Origin of the sequence: Lentilactobacillus hilgardii (genome assembly GCF_009832765.1) — a bacterium.
Taxonomy (GTDB): Bacteria; Bacillota; Bacilli; order Lactobacillales; family Lactobacillaceae; genus Lentilactobacillus; species Lentilactobacillus hilgardii.
On sequence record NZ_CP047122.1, the window covers coordinates 1 to 15,197 of the forward strand.

The 15,197-nt window shown below is 40.7% G+C and carries 12 protein-coding genes and 3 pseudogenes; 10 read left to right on the plus strand and 5 right to left on the minus strand.

The genetic code is table 11. The features are described 5' to 3' along the window. The 4 genes from GQR93_RS14535 to GQR93_RS14550 form a co-directional block, all read left to right on the plus strand. The coding region (locus GQR93_RS14535) for a replication initiator protein A (protein WP_084999238.1) at window positions 1-1,107 on the plus strand (1,107 nt) is incomplete at its 5' end. A gap of 404 nt (window positions 1,108-1,511) precedes the next feature. Continuing rightward, window positions 1,512-1,778, plus strand: coding sequence for a type II toxin-antitoxin system RelB/DinJ family antitoxin (locus tag GQR93_RS14540; protein WP_159298839.1), 267 nt, complete (start codon window positions 1,512-1,514; stop codon window positions 1,776-1,778). A gap of 21 nt (window positions 1,779-1,799) precedes the next feature. Continuing rightward, window positions 1,800-1,985 (plus strand): hypothetical protein, encoded by a 186-nt coding sequence (locus GQR93_RS14545; RefSeq protein ID WP_159298840.1) that lies wholly within the window; start codon window positions 1,800-1,802, stop codon window positions 1,983-1,985. After that, window positions 1,982-2,662, plus strand: a complete 681-nt coding sequence (locus tag GQR93_RS14550; protein WP_159298841.1) for a zeta toxin family protein — start codon at window positions 1,982-1,984, stop codon at window positions 2,660-2,662. The genes GQR93_RS14545 and GQR93_RS14550 overlap by 4 nt, the downstream gene beginning before the upstream one ends. Here the strand turns inward: GQR93_RS14550 and GQR93_RS14555 are convergent. After that, window positions 2,652-2,931 (minus strand): annotated as a pseudogene (locus tag GQR93_RS14555) (hypothetical protein). The gene GQR93_RS14550 and the pseudogene GQR93_RS14555 sit on opposite strands and share 11 nt — an antisense overlap. 16 nt (window positions 2,932-2,947) lie before the next feature. Next, window positions 2,948-3,163 carry a hypothetical protein gene (locus GQR93_RS14560; protein ID WP_159298842.1) on the minus strand — a complete coding sequence of 72 codons (216 nt, stop codon included), beginning with the start codon at window positions 3,161-3,163 and terminating at the stop codon, window positions 2,948-2,950. Between the two features lie 270 nt (window positions 3,164-3,433). On the opposite strand from GQR93_RS14560, the gene mobQ reads away from it, so the two are divergent. Both mobQ and GQR93_RS14570 read left to right on the plus strand, forming a co-directional pair. Further along, on the plus strand, window positions 3,434-5,494 hold the full coding sequence (mobQ, locus tag GQR93_RS14565) for a MobQ family relaxase (protein ID WP_159298843.1): 2,061 nt from the start codon (window positions 3,434-3,436) through the stop codon (window positions 5,492-5,494). After that, window positions 5,469-6,220, plus strand: a pseudogene (locus tag GQR93_RS14570) (DNA topoisomerase); the annotation flags it as partial. The gene mobQ and the pseudogene GQR93_RS14570, both read left to right, overlap by 26 nt. On the opposite strand, the gene GQR93_RS14575 reads toward GQR93_RS14570, so the two are convergent. Continuing rightward, window positions 6,214-7,004 (minus strand): IS5 family transposase gene (locus GQR93_RS14575; protein ID WP_153108275.1). Its coding sequence is split into 2 segments (ribosomal slippage): window positions 6,214-6,737 and window positions 6,737-7,004, totalling 792 coding nucleotides; the frame shifts between segments, so codons are not numbered across the junction. The pseudogene GQR93_RS14570 and the gene GQR93_RS14575 overlap by 7 nt on opposite strands. Window positions 7,005-7,284: 280 nt before the next feature. On the opposite strand from GQR93_RS14575, the gene GQR93_RS14580 reads away from it, so the two are divergent. Both GQR93_RS14580 and GQR93_RS14585 read left to right on the plus strand, forming a co-directional pair. After that, on the plus strand, window positions 7,285-7,716 hold the full coding sequence (locus GQR93_RS14580) for a CopY/TcrY family copper transport repressor (protein ID WP_002817470.1): 432 nt from the start codon (window positions 7,285-7,287) through the stop codon (window positions 7,714-7,716). A gap of 250 nt (window positions 7,717-7,966) precedes the next feature. Further along, complete coding sequence (locus GQR93_RS14585; RefSeq protein ID WP_159298844.1) at window positions 7,967-10,162, plus strand: heavy metal translocating P-type ATPase; 2,196 nt, start codon at window positions 7,967-7,969, stop codon at window positions 10,160-10,162. A gap of 74 nt (window positions 10,163-10,236) precedes the next feature. On the opposite strand, the pseudogene GQR93_RS14590 reads toward GQR93_RS14585, so the two are convergent. Together GQR93_RS14590 and GQR93_RS14595 are read right to left on the minus strand one after the other, a co-directional pair. After that, window positions 10,237-10,827 (minus strand): annotated as a pseudogene (locus GQR93_RS14590) (MFS transporter); the annotation flags it as partial. Between the two features lie 401 nt (window positions 10,828-11,228). After that, window positions 11,229-11,594 (minus strand): DUF5839 family protein, encoded by a 366-nt coding sequence (locus tag GQR93_RS14595; RefSeq protein ID WP_225442056.1) that lies wholly within the window; start codon window positions 11,592-11,594, stop codon window positions 11,229-11,231. A gap of 913 nt (window positions 11,595-12,507) precedes the next feature. On the opposite strand from GQR93_RS14595, the gene GQR93_RS14600 reads away from it, so the two are divergent. Together GQR93_RS14600 and GQR93_RS14605 are read left to right on the plus strand one after the other, a co-directional pair. After that, complete coding sequence (locus tag GQR93_RS14600; protein ID WP_159298845.1) at window positions 12,508-13,614, plus strand: SLC13 family permease; 1,107 nt, start codon at window positions 12,508-12,510, stop codon at window positions 13,612-13,614. Between the two features lie 190 nt (window positions 13,615-13,804). Beyond that, complete coding sequence (locus tag GQR93_RS14605; protein ID WP_056973910.1) at window positions 13,805-15,133, plus strand: glycoside-pentoside-hexuronide (GPH):cation symporter; 1,329 nt, start codon at window positions 13,805-13,807, stop codon at window positions 15,131-15,133. The last annotated feature ends 64 nt before the right edge of the window (window positions 15,134-15,197 follow it).

The following is a 15,197-nucleotide window of genomic DNA, read 5'->3' on the forward strand; positions in this document are numbered from 1 at the left end:
ATGACAAAATCAACAGATTTCAATTACTATGAAGCCGATAACGTATATGGAGCCTTATTCTTCCAGTTTCCTAAGGTATTAATGTATGGCGAGCAATACAGACATTTAAGCAATGACGCTAAATTAGCCTATATGGTCTTAAAAGACCGACTGGAGTATTCATTAAGGAACAACTGGGTTGATGAAGATAATCACATTTACTTTATTTTTACCAACCAAGAATTGGGAAACCTATTTAACTGCTCCGAACACAAAGTCATCAAAATAAAAGCTGAACTTGAATCAATTGGTTTACTCTTCCAAAAACAACTAGGTTTCAACCCGAAAACTAAAAAGAATGAACCGAACCGCCTATACCTGTCCAAGCTTGATGTTCAAGCTACCGACGTCTATTTGCGCGGCGAATATGGTCAAAAAGACGCGCAATCCCTTGGTACAAGCGGAACTGCAAAAAATGCAGTTCCGCATAAGACTGCTGAATCCCTTGGTATAAGCGGAACTGCAAAAAATGCAGTTCCGCATAAGACCGTTGATAAGGACGCACAATCCCTTGGTACAAGCGGAACTGCAAAAAATGCAGTTAATCTAGATCTAGAACGAAGTGATAGAGATAAAGATAGATACTTAATAGATACTCCGGAGTTAGACTTTTCCACAGCTAATTACTCACAAGCTGAAATTGAACAACAAAACCGGGACCTGATTGAAAACGCCTATCACTTTCTCACCCACTCAGAAACTAATGACATTTTCTTAGAACCCGAAGCCGTCCAACTGATCAGTTTCTGGGCCCGAACCCCGCAACAAATGCGGCGGTTTATCAAAATTATTCTCAACGCCAAATACAAAGTTGAGAAGGAGCACCAAGATATCGGCGTCTACATCATCTTAGATGATCCGGAGTTAAAACCCCTAATGACCCAAACCCTCCGTCGCTATTTTAACGTCCTCCGAAGCAACGAGAAACACGTCAAAAACGTGGAGAACTACTTGTACGGCACCATGCAAAACCTATTTGGGATTTGGTGGAATAAACAAGCGGCTAGAGAATATGCGGCCAAACACCCCGAAGAACAGAACACTGACAATGAGCCTTATTGGAATTAAACGCCGTATAAGCTCATTTAAGCCGTTTTAAGTGTTACATGCATAATTATATTAAAATCGCTTTAAAATCGCTTAGAAGCAAAAATAGACACCTTGAGTGGCTGAATTGGCGCTTGGTGGAATAAACAAGCGGCTAGAGAATACGTGGCCAAACACCCTAACGATGAGCGTGCTTAAAACTAAAAAGCTATATAAGGCCATTTAAGCTGTTTTAAACAGATAGAGCATAATTATATTAAACGAGTTTTAAAATGCGCTTACGGGCATTTTAGGAACGTTGTATAAGTGCCATTGCGGAAAGGACAGCAAACTTAAATTCACAACTTTTAAAGAAGCAGGATAATTAAGCTAGCACTCAAAAGCTAGTATAATGTGAGTAGTGAATAAAAGGGGGCGAGAAAATCATGGCAGTTAAGGAAAAGAAACGCGTACAAGTCCAGATTGACAAAGAATTGGCTGATAATACCGAAGCAGTTTTAAGCGAGTTGGGTCTAAACCCAACTACCGCAATTAACATGTTTTATAAGCGGATTGTTGCTGACGCAGCATTACCGTTTAAACCAGCCCTGAGCGAAGCAGAAAAAGCTAATTTAGGCCTTTTAGAGGCTACCAAAGAGAGGCCAGTAACAGAGCTAAAAGACGCTATAGAAGCCGGTGATTTAAATAATTAATAACCAGGGAGGGTGTTTAGTATGAAAGAGACAATCACAATTAATGACTTTTTTGAAATCGCCAAAGAAACGGATTTAAAAGATTTACTTGATAAGTCATTACATGAGCCAGATCCAGAAAAGCGCAAAGTATATGACGCTTTATATACCTACTTTTTAGATAAAAGGCAAGATGAGGTTATTAAGCGAAAGGACTTTGTCCGTTGATAGATAAACCCCAATATATAATTGTTGCTGGTATTAACGGAGCAGGGAAAAGTACGCTATACGATACTTTCCCCATCTTGTTTGACAAAACAAAACGGATTAACGCTGATGAACTTTTAAGACAAATGGGTGGCGATTGGCATAAAGATAGTGACAACTTAAAAGCCATGAAAGAAGGAATCAAACAACTACACTATGCTTTAGATCACCAGCAAAGTATTCACGTAGAAACAACACTGGCAGGTAGAGGCAAAGATCAACTCAATTTGATTGACAAAGCTCACAAAAATGGTTTTGAAGTGACTTTATTATATGTTGCTTTGCGAGATGAAAATTTAGCTATCCAAAGGGTCAACGAACGGGTACAAAAAGGTGGCCACGGTGTCCCAGTAGCAACGATCAAGAAACGTTATCAGCAATCCAAACATAATTTGCCATTAGTGGCCTTTAAATCTGATAAGGTCATGATCTATGATAATAGCGAAAAGTTTACCTCTGTTTATGCAAGAGAGAAGGGACAAGTTTTTAAGAACGATTTGAGGCATTTTCCTTGGATAAACCAAAATATTACTTATCCAGAAAAGGTGCAAAAGCAGTTACAAAATTTTGCAGATCAAAACCCAGAAGTAAAGCCTAAAAATGATCCAGAAAATAAAAACGATCGGCCTAGTTATTAGGTTGATCGTTTTTGAATTTATCCGGTTTATGGGCGTTAACATAGTCAGCAAATATTTTTAAAAGCTCTTCGGTTTGTTCAACCGAGAGATTATCAGCTTGAAAGTATTTTTCGAGCAAAGCCCCCCTTTTGAATTAATCGGCGAGAACGGGCTTTGCGGGCTTGTCGACTTTCATAGTATTTAGATTGCCGTAATTTAAAATCTTCTCGCTCAATTTTTTGCTTTAAACGCGCTTGTTGTTCAACCAGTTTCTCATATTGATTAGCCATAACACAACCCCATTATTTATAACCGATTATGTGCTTGATTTTCCTTTAAAAACTCGGATACTTTTTTGGATAAGGACTTGATATTGTCATTAGATAAATTAGCATAATTTAAATTTGCTTGACTGATGATTTGTTTACCTAGCCGTTGTTCAATCTTATTTTTTTCATCCTTAATCTTTTGATTAAGCTGTTTTAATTTAGCTTCTTGTTTTTCTAAGTTACTTTGAGACATAACAATCCCTCCAATCGTATTAAAAATAATCACCGATACTATATCACACAGAGAACGTTAAGTCAAAGTATAAAAGTTGAAATAGCGAAGCGGAAGGCATACACTAAAAGTAAATTCAGGAGAATCAGCAGACCGAGTGAAACGAGGTCAATGCGCACTTACACGTCATCTTTGATGACGTTGTGCTAAACCCATTAAAACCTGTATTAGAAGTCGCTGATGGCGACAACAAAGTCAAACCCATAAACCCAAAGAAAGGTGGTGACCGACATGGCAATTTTTCACATGAGTTTTAGTAATATTAGTGCTGGTAAAGGACGAAGTGCGATTGCCAGTGCCGCTTATCGAAGTGGTGAAAAGCTATTTGATGATAAGGAAGGCCGCCACTATTTTTATGCCCGCTCGGTTATGCCAGAAAGCTTTATTTTAACTCCCGAAAATGCGCCTGAATGGGCCAGTGATCGAGAGCAGTTGTGGAATGAAGTTGAAAAGAAAGATCGTAAATCAAACTCACGGTATGCAAAAGAGTTTAACGTGGCTTTACCGGTAGAATTAAGTGAATCAGAACAGAAAGAATTACTGACAAAATATGTGCAAGAAAATTTTGTTGATGAGGGCATGGTAGCCGACGTGGCAATTCATCGCGACCACCCAGATAATCCGCACGCTCATGTGATGTTAACTAATCGCCCATTTAACCCCGATGGTACTTGGGGACAGAAAACAAAAACCGAATACATTTTAGATAGTCATGGTAATAAAACTAAGACCCCTGCAGGGAATGTGAGAAACCGAAAAATTTGGTTGGTTGATTGGGATAAAAAAGAAAAAATAACTGAATGGCGGCACAATTGGGCGGTTAGTGTAAATCAAGTTTTAGAGCAAAAAAATATTCCCGATCGGATCAGCGAAAAATCATTTATCGAGGAGGGAATAGATGATACCCCAATGCAACATGAGGGAATCAATAGTAAGCGGCATGAAAGAAAAGAATTTAACCAACAAGTTAAGGACTATCGCAAGGCCAAAGCCAGTTATAAAAACAACCAAGAAAAAGTAATCAATAGAGGTCATTTAGATAGCCTAAGTAAACACTTCTCGTTTAATGAAAAACGGGTAGTTAAAGAGTTAAGCCATGAACTGAAAACTTATATCAGTTTGGAGAACTTAGATGATAAACGGCGCATGCTATTTAATTGGAAAAACAGCACCTTAATTAAACATGCAGTTGGTGAAGATGTGACTAAACAATTATTGACAATTAACCAACAAGAAAGCTCACTCAAAAAAGCAGATGAACTCTTAAATAAAGTAGTTGATCGCACGACTAAAAAACTTTATCCAGAGCTTAATTTTGAACAGACCACGCAAGCTGAAAGACGAGAATTAATTAAGGAAACCGATAGCGAACAAAAAGTTTTCAAGGGTAGTGAATTAAACGAACGTTTAATGAACATTCGTGATGATTTGTTGACCCAACAATTATTGACCTTTACCAAACGGCCATACGTCGGCTGGAAGTTATTAATGCAACAAGAAAAGGAAGTCAAAATCGAACTGAAATATACGCTGATGATTCATGATGATAGCTTAGAAAGTCTAGAACACGTTGATCAAGGTCTACTAGAAAAGTATTCACCAACCGAACAGCAAAAGATTACTCGCGCAGTCAAAGACCTACGGGCAATCATGGCCGTTAAGCAAGTTATTCAAACCCAATACCAGGAAGTTTTAAGAAGAGGCTTTCCTAACGGTAATTTTAATGAATTACCAATGATTAAACAGGAACAAGCCTATACAGCCGTGATGTACTATGATCCTGTTTTAAAGCCATGTCAGGCTGAAACAATTGAACAGTGGCAAGCAAATCCACCACAGGTGTTCAGTCCCCAAGAACATCAACAAGGACTAGCTTATTTATCGGGACAGCTTAGCTTAGATCAGTTAGAAAATCATCACTTACAACGGGTTTTAAAGCATGATGGCACTAAACAACTCTTTTTTGGCGAATGCAAAGCCGATCCGACGATTAAGAACAGTCAGATCGAGAAAATCCAAAAGCAGTTAAAAGGGCAACAAGCTAAGGACGATCAATACCGAAAATCCCAGCTAGCACATTATCAACCATTGAACTACAAGCCAGTTAGTCCAGACTATTACTTAAAGACGGCCTTTAGTGACGCGATCATGACTGTTCTATATGCTCGTGATGAAGATTACCAACGACAAAGACAGGCGCAAGGTTTAAAGGAGACTGAGTGGGAAATGACGAAAAAGCAACGGCAACACCAAACTCGAAACCGGCATGAAGATGGGGGCATGCACTTCTAATCACAAAATTAGCGACTGGTTAATTGGTATGAATGGTAGCCCATAATGTATTTTATATTGATAAAAATTTGGTACGTAGAGCGTGCTCGATTAGTTACCTATAGCTGCCAGCCTTGTATATGGTCTATCAAAGGGACCAGGCAATCAAAAACTTTAAGCCGGAACCTTATTTTGAGCTAAATGCGGAAATTTTAGCTAATCAGCAAAAATTTGTCGCAAAATTAGACCCCTATCAGCGATTTAAAGACGAAACAGGGCTAATGACATTCATGCAGGCTAAACACGTTCAGAAAGGCTCACAGGCCGGTTTAATCAAGGACGTCCAAAAGCAAGGCAAAAAACGAGCTAGTCCCCAACTATTCTCGCTATCTAGTCTCCAAAGTGCCATGAATAAACGTTATCACGCCAGCGCCAGCCAAACCTTAGCGGCTATTCAAAGCTTATACGAAGACAAACTACTCAGTTATCCCCGCACCGATTGTACTTATATCACTGATGAAGAATTTGAGTATTTAGTGGCTAATCTGACGAAGTATCTGGGTGTGGTCTCTAAGCCAGTCGCTTTAACCAATACCACCCCAAATAAGCGCTATGTTAATGGAAAAAAGGTTGAAGAACACTACGCCATTATCATGACTAAAGTCGTGCCGACGAAAGAGAAACTAGCTAGCTTGCCTAAATTACAGCAACAAGTCTACGACCTGGTTTTAGGAACCCGTCTAGTATCTTTTAAGAACTATCTTCAGGAAGGCCAATACAACCATTTGAAGACTGCTGTTAAGGGCGCGTTCACAGTTTTTCCAAAGTCGCCGACATTTGTCTAGCCAACTCCATGAACGTTCAATGATCCATCGTTGCGGTAACACCGTGAACGTATGCAACTCGTTGCGTTTAGCTACCGTCGTCTTAGCATTCAAAATGAGCTTCACCTGATCCGCAAAGTCATTGCCAGTGTAGCCACCATCAACCATGACATGCTGAACCAGCTCTAAATTTTGGCTAGCCAAACTAATAAACATAGCCAATGCACCTGAACGATCTGATACATTAGCTCGTGTCACGAGAACGGCTTGTGGTAAACCATTAATATCAACCGCCATATGACGCTTAATCCCTGAAATCTTTTTGCCGCCATCGTAGCCACTATTTTTCGTTAAATCAGTGGTTTTAACACTTTGAGCATCAACAATCACAAACGACGTTCGGGCCGATCGGCCCTGTGCAAAGCGATAGTAAGCAACAGTTTTTTTAAAAGACTTTCTAATAGTGAATCGGCTGTCGGGTCTGGTTTATCTCGCCACATATCGTAATAGTGGTAGACAGTGTGCCATTCCGGGAAATCGTGCGGTAATTCACGCCATTGACACCCTGTAGTAAGCGAGTAAAGGATGGCATTGAATACGTCACAAAGATCATAACGACGCGGTCTTGTATGCTTGCGGAAGTTTTCTAAATCAGGTTGTATTAACGCAAATTGCGCTCGAGAAATATTGCTTGGATAATCTGGCATGACAAACTCCTCAGTCGGTTTTCCACAATTCTACCAGATTCAGCAGATACTAGACAGGTTCTAAGAGGCATTTCACCATACTAACAAGAAAACCAAAAATTCCCAGATCATTAATTTAACATATCGTATCAAACCACGTCTGGAATATTATCTAGGCGTTTTTTTAATGTCATGGTATTTTCTGGCATAAAGGTTGCATTATTGTGACTACGGTTGTAAACTAATAAGTGTTAAGAGGCTACAAACGTAAACTTAGAATTCAATTAATGGAGGAAGCCAATTGAAGGATGCAAAGAATGTAACCATCACCGATTCTGAATGGATGGTTATGAGAGCAATTTGGACAATGGGACATGCGACTAGTCGTGAACTAATCGATGCTATGAACGAATTAGAAGGCTGGTCAGCTTCAACAACCAAAACGCTACTTCACAGGTTGATTCAAAAACAGGCGGTTTCGCAGCATGGCGGCAGTCGACCATTCACGTATAAGCCGGTTGTTGGCGAGAAGGAATCAATGGCGGCAGCGGCAGATGATTTGTTTGACCATATGTGTGCGATGCGGGCTGGTTCAACAATTGCCGGCGTTATTCAGTCAAGGGAACTCTCACGGGCGGATATTGCGAACTTACAAGCGATTCTAGCTGAAAAGGCCAAAACAGCGCCCGAGGAAGTTCAGTGTAACTGCTTGCCAGGTGATCAAACGTGTTAAGACTGTGGTGTTCTGTTTACTTTTAGGATTGCTGCACAAAAATCCAGAATCTGGGATTTCTGATGGCGGAAACTTATGAATTTTTGTCGTAATTCTCATTCATATAGTGGCATGGTGCTCCGCAAAGCAGAAGCCTAAATATAAAAACCTGGTGGAAAAATCCCGAGCCCGGGGATTTCCACACAAGGAACTTATATTCCGGCTTCTAACCGCTTTGCTACGCACACTTATTTTTAGGGGGTCGATAATCATGGCAAATAAAGAGGACCATATGAACATGAAAAACATGAGTGCTAAGAATATGGAAAATAATGAATCAAATATGAGTCATATGGATCACGATATGACCGAAACGGATCATAATCAAATGAACATGGACCACGATATGGCTGAAATGGATCACAGCCAAATGAACATGAATCACGGTGATATGGATATGGCTGGGACTGACATGATGATGCACGGTGGCTCAATGATGCATATGGGGAATTTGAAAGTTAAATTTTGGGTCTCCGTTGTCTTAGCGATTCCAGTTTTACTGTTAGCACCAATCATGGGTTTAAACGTTTCCATCCTTAGTTTCAGTTCACCGCTAATTGTTGGCATTATCATCGTTTTGTTTGATACAGCACTTTACTTTTATGGCGGAATGCCATTTTTAAAGGGGGCTAAAGCGGAAATTCAGGATAAATCTCCTGAAATGATGACGCTAGTAACCCTTGGAATTTCCGTTTCGTATTTCTACAGTTTGTACGCATTTATTGCCAACAACTTCTTGAACCCGGCAAATCATGTAATGGATTTTTCGTTCGAACTTGCAACCCTGATTTTAATTATGCTTCTAGGACACTGGATTGAAATGAATGCATTGATGGGGGCTGGGGATGCCTTACAAAAGATGGCGGCCCTGTTGCCTAAGACGGCCCATCTAGTTACAGATAATGGTGAAACAAAAGAAGTGCCAGTATCTGATTTAAAAGTTGGTCAAGCTTTCCAAGTGCGTTCAGGTGAGAGTATTCCAGCCGATGGTGTTATTACGGCTGGGGAGTCGACCGTGAATGAAGCACTGGTAACCGGTGAATCTGCTGCCGTTACCAAGAACGTTGGCGATAAGGTCATTGGTGGTGCAACCAACAATAACGGGACGCTAACGGTTAAAATTAGTGGTACTGGTGACTCCGGCTATCTTTCTCAAGTAATGAAAATGGTTCAAAATGCCCAGCAAGCTAAATCTAAAGCAGAAGATAAAGCTGATTTAGTTGCCAAGTATCTATTTTACGCGGCATTTGGTGTTGGGATTATTGCTTTCTTTGCCTGGTTACCCCAGGGATTGGCGACTGCAATGACGATCATGGTGACCGTCTTCGTGATTGCTTGCCCGCATGCATTAGGATTAGCGATTCCATTAGTGGTTTCTCGTTCTACTACGATTGGCGCTCAAAATGGGCTATTAGTTCGAAATCGCCAAGCCATTGAAGCAAGTCAACATGTTAGCCACGTTCTCTTGGATAAAACTGGCACGTTAACAGAAGGTAAATTTACGGTGAATGCATTGATTCCAAATGATGGGATTGACGAAACAACGTTATTAAGCCGACTGGCCGCCCTTGAAAATAATTCGACTCATCCGCTGGCCCAAGCAATCATTACTGAAGCCCAAGCGAAGGACATTGAAGTCGTTGCGGCTGAAAAGTCTCAAAATATTCCGGGCGTTGGTATTTCCGGTAATGTTGATGGCACTGACTATACGATTGTTAATGGTAACTATTTAACGAAGCAAGGGATCAGGTTTGACGAGGCCGCTGCTGATAAATGGGCTGCTAAGGGTAATTCCGTCAGCTTCCTATTGCAGGGCACCCAAGTTCAAGGAATGGTTGCTGAAGGCGACACCATCAAAGCGGGTGCTAAGGAATTAATTAGTGGTCTTCAGAGGCGAGGAATTACCCCCGTAATGCTCACTGGCGATAATCCAAAAGCCGCGGAACACGTTGCTAACTTACTAGGATTGACTGAATTCCATGCAGGCCTATTACCAGATGATAAACAAAAGATTATTGCTGATTATCAAGCAAAGGGCAATCACGTCATCATGGTTGGTGACGGCGTAAATGACGCACCAAGTCTTGCCGCGGCCGATATTGGAATTGCAATTGGTGCCGGAACCGATGTTGCCATTGATTCCGCTGATGTTGTGTTGGTTAAATCAGAACCCAGCGATATTTTACATTTTCTTGATTTGGCTAAAATCACAAATCGGAAAATGGTTCAAAATCTCTGGTGGGGAGCAGGCTACAATATTGTCGCAATTCCACTCGCTGCCGGTGTGTTGTCATTTATTGGAATCATTCTAGACCCAGCCGTTGGTGCTGTGGTCATGGCGATGTCGACAATTATCGTGGCAATTAATGCGATGGGATTGACTGGTGAAAAGATTAAAAACGTGTAATTAAGTGATGACAAAAAGAGGAGAAAGATCAGCTGGTAGTCTGGTCTTTCTCCTCTTTTTGATCATCATGTTAATTACTTATCTGGTTGCTCAGTTAATTTCGCCAATTTTTGATGCAGCCTAATGTCATATTGCCTGGTAATTGGCATTAACACCGCGACCACCCCGCAAATGGCAGCACCGATTCCTGCAATCACAAATAGGCGTTCAATGCCAATCACATCAGCTAGGGGACCGGCAAAAATTAAGCCAATTGGTTCACCTAGATTCAACAAAGAATTCAAAACGCCTAGAATCTGCCCTAACTCTTCTGCTGGATAACTTTGTTGAATCATTGCCATTAAAAGCGTTGTAAAAAATGGAGTCGCAATTCCTTCAATGATGTTTAAAGCTGCGAACCATAAAAATCCGGTTTGGTTACCTGGCAAAATGCCGCTAATACCGGTTGGAATGCCAACCAGGAAAAACGCGATGATTACGGGCTTCATCCGGTCCTGCCACTTACCAAAGAGGCCAATGATAGTGCCGCCGATTAGCATGCCAGTTGAATAAATGGCTTCAATTAAGCCAGCCTGACTAACGGTTCCCTGAAAGTATTTCATGGTCATGAGTGGATACATGCTGGCAGCAGGCATGTAGGTTAGTGTGAAGACGGCGCCGATCAACAACTGCGACAAATCGAACAAACCGCTCAACAGGTCAATCAACAATTTCAGACGACCTTAAACAACTTAGACAGCAGCAACGCCAGCTCGCAAGCCCAATTAAAACAGACCTTACAAAGCGCCTACGCAACGTTTCAAAAGCAGACCAACCTGATCAGTCAGGAAAATCTAACCGCACTCAAACGGATTCAAACCGAGCAAGGCCAAAACAACCAGCGCCTCAGCCAACTCAGCGACCAAGTGAACCAGGCTATCCAAGAGACGCTGGCCCAAGTCGCTAATCAAGTGGAGCAGCAGTTACAAACCACGAAAAAGCGGTTCTCGTGGTATGAAATTAAGAATTATTTGCTAGCAGTAATCCCAACCGGGATTTTAACGGGACTCGTTTTTGGGTTGTTAACTCATTTTTTAGGTCGATAAAAGGCGTCTCCTTGGGGGTGAGCAGCTAGGTACTGATCAAAGTTATCCCGAGTGCGTGAATCAAGATCTTTAACTGAGTTAGTCGTAATCGTCTTGACGGTCTTTAATTGTCGTGCGACTTGGCGATCAGCAGCCTCGGTTAACTTGTGAATCCCGGTAATGATCACTAAAACCGGTTTAGGTTGACCAGTCACCTCTACCCAAGCTAATTGACCAATCGCAAGATTCTTTTTCCCCATGGTTTTGTGATGGCGAACCCGCCATTGATAACTTTTAAGACTAAAATAGTGATTCTTATTCACATGATGGCCGTTAATAACGGTTTCGATATGATGAGTTGATGCCATAAAATTCCTCCATTCTGTTAATAACCAACTTAGAGTTAATCAGCTAAGACCTCCTAAAAAACTACGTAAAATATTTTTTGCTTTTTTATTTACCAAGATAAACTTAAGGAGGTAACTTCAATTAAGCTACTTTGCCGAAAATATTGTTAACGGATAAAGTCTCTTCTCAACGGAAGAGATTTTATTGATTAACCAAGCCGCTTATAATATACATCGTACACCTAAGTGTACAAAATTTATCTCGGTAAAATATGCGTAATTGGCCTGACCATCACCCTATGAGCGGGCCCTTTGCGTCTGTTGATAGCACGATGTTTAACTAGGCCCTACCCTATTGTAACTAATGCGAACGGAGAGTATTGTTAGTTACATATAAGTGACCCGTAATCATTCTCAGATTGGTTTCGGTAAATAATCATTGGGATTTGCACATGACTTTGGCTTCTTAAGGTTCTAAGGATCTTATCGCTATTGAAATCTGATTAGTTCCATTTCTGGTTAACATGCATATATAATAGGGAGAAACTCATTTAGAAAGATTAATGAACCATCAATACATTTTCTAACGAGTTGACCAGTAGCACCAATTATTGATTGTCTTCAGCATTTGTTTCATAGCCTTTCAGGCATCGGAAATGGCGTCACTGAAAAACCGCTCTGTCTCCAAAGGAGTATGGGTGTTCATGAATCTTTGGATTTATGTTGAGATCTGGTTACTGAACAGCGTTAAAAAAGTTGTTGCTGTTTTGAATACTAAGATACATCTGATCATAAGGACAAAAAAAGTATGTAGAAAATTTGTAAAAGTAAGAATTGTACAGGCACAAGAATGACTATACAAACCTTTCCCTAGTTACGTCAAAGTATTTTACACAAACTGATACTATAAAATCAGGAAAAAGGAGAGCGCCTAATGGGCTTAGTTTTTCGCCGCACCATCAGCGATAAAATTTTTATTACTGCTTTAATTTGCGCGGGATTGAGTTTTTTGATTGGGACGCCACGGTTTACCGATATTAACTGGAACACGATTGGAACGCTCTTATCGCTTATGATCGGGGTTCAGTTATTACGAACCATGCATATTTTGGATGCATTAAGTAACTGGCTTTTAGTCAAATCACAACATACTCAACAGATGACGCAATTTTTTATCTTATTGGCATTCGGTGGATCAATGATTTTAACCAATGACATTGCTATCCTAACTTTAGTTCCCACCTTTATGACAGTAAATCGGCATCAGAAGGGAGCAATTGCTTACCCATTAACCTTAATCGTGATGGCGGCCAATCTTGGAAGTTCATTTACACCCATTGGAAATCCTCAAAACTTGTTTCTCGTGACATCTTATCACGTCAATATTTTGATGTTTTTCAAATTATCGACTCCACTGATGATTGCTAGCCTGATTCTTCTGGTAACGTTAAGCCTGTGGGTACCACGAAAATCTCTAACGATGGTCCCCGCGAAATCAACTACCATTCATGTTAGGCAAATTGGTATTGCAACTGCTCTGATTGCATTTATTATGCTTGGAATTTTTAATTTGATACCGATTTCATTAGTGATTATTGTTACTATTGTTGTTGGTTTGACAATTGATTCGCAGGTCTTTCAACATGTTGATTACGCTCTACTCTTAACATTCGTCTGCTTTTTTCTTTTTGTTAGTGCTATTAGTCACAACTTCTACATTACTCACTGGTTAAATCAGTTAATTCAAACACCGCAGAGCGTTTATGTTGCTAGCTTAATGACTAGCCAAGTGATTAGTAACGTTCCAGCCGCTATCTTACTGGCCAATTTTACAAAGTACTTACCGGCCTTGTTCCTAGGTGTTAATATCGGCGGATTGGGATCAATTGTGGCCTCCCTTGCAAACTTACTTGCAGTAAAACAATTATTGCTGTTTAGCAAACAACAGTCATTGGGGCATTTTCTTAAAGTATTCACTTTGTTAAATCTGATTGGTTTATTAATCTTAGGTATTTTTGGATGGCTTTACTTGTTAATGTGAGCACAGTAGCTACCATAAACCATTTAAAGTTTCTTGAACCCAGATTGCATAATTAAAGTTACCACCCGTAAAAATTAAAAAAGCCTGCCCATGATTTCATACTACCTTCATTGTGTACAATCTATATCATGAGGACTAATTTTAGAGTACGATAAAGTTGATTAACAATTTCGATAAAGGCGATGATGGGATGAAAAGCACGACGAAATGGGTAACACGGTGGCCCGAACGAATTAGTTACGGCTTAAGTGACGCCGCCGATAATTTAGTCTTTCAAATGATGACGACCTATTTGCTATTCTTTTACACGGATGTTTATGGACTGACACCAAGCGCGGTGGCCATTTTATTTGTCGTGGCGCGGGTAGCTGACGTTGTTGAAAGTTTTGTCATCGGGATCATGATTGATCACACACATTCACGGTTTGGCAAGAGCCGACCGTTCTTCCTCTGGTATTCGTTACCTTACGTTATTTTTGCGGTTCTCACCTTTGTGACGCCTAACTTTTCGTATAATGGTAAATTAATCTGGGCATATGTGACGTATTTAGGCCTTGGATTTCTGTATACGGCTGTTAATCTGCCAATCACGTCAATCTTACCAACGATGTCGCAGAATACTCGTGAGTTGACGTTGTTGGGTGTCATTCGTCAATTCTTTGGCAGTTCGGTTCAAATTGTGGTGGCGGTATTCACATTACCCTTGGTTGCGTTCTTCGGCCACGGTAATCAGCAAAAAGGGTTCTTGGGCACAATCATCGTGTTTAGCCTGATTTCATTTCTTTTGATTATCAACACGTTTGTCCATGTTCGCGAACGGTTCGCGAATCCTGAAATTGCCCATCAACCGTTAACAACTGTCCTAAAAATGTTGAAACATAATCAGCCATGGATCGTTATGTCAATCGTGATTCTCATGTACTGGCTGGTGACGGCAATTAAGAATCAGACAACCATTTACTATTTTAAATATACGGTGGGAAACGAAAACCTGGTACCACTAGCTAACAGTTTTACCCTGGCAGCGTTAATCGGGGTATTGCTGATCATTCGAATTACCGAGGTTCGCAGTAAGAAGCAAACGATGCTTCGCGGTATTTTAATGGCGCTGGTTGGTCAAGCCGTGATTGCGGTTGGGGTTTATACCAAAATACTGTGGTTCTTGTTTGGCGGTGTCTTGATTAACTCGATTGGCAATGGGATCATTATCGGCCTCGTCTCAATCATGATTGCTGACACAATCCGTTATGGTGCCAGCATGGGGATCCAAGCCGAGGGAATTCTGGCTTCAACGGATGACTTTGGCGTTAACGTCGGCCTTGGTGTTGGCGGCTTGATTACAGCTGGTTTGTTTCACTTTTCGGGTTACGTTGCCAATCGAACCCAGAATGCCGCAACTCTCACCATGATTGATTTGAATTATGTTTGGATTCCGTTGGTTATTTATGTGGGGATGTATTTTGTATTGCGGCTTTATGATGAGGGGCGGATTGAACGAGCAATAGAAGCAAGAAAATAAGTCCGAATTATATTCTAAATAATAGTTTTTGATTTGCTAACTAACACCGGTGCGGTGTGATATT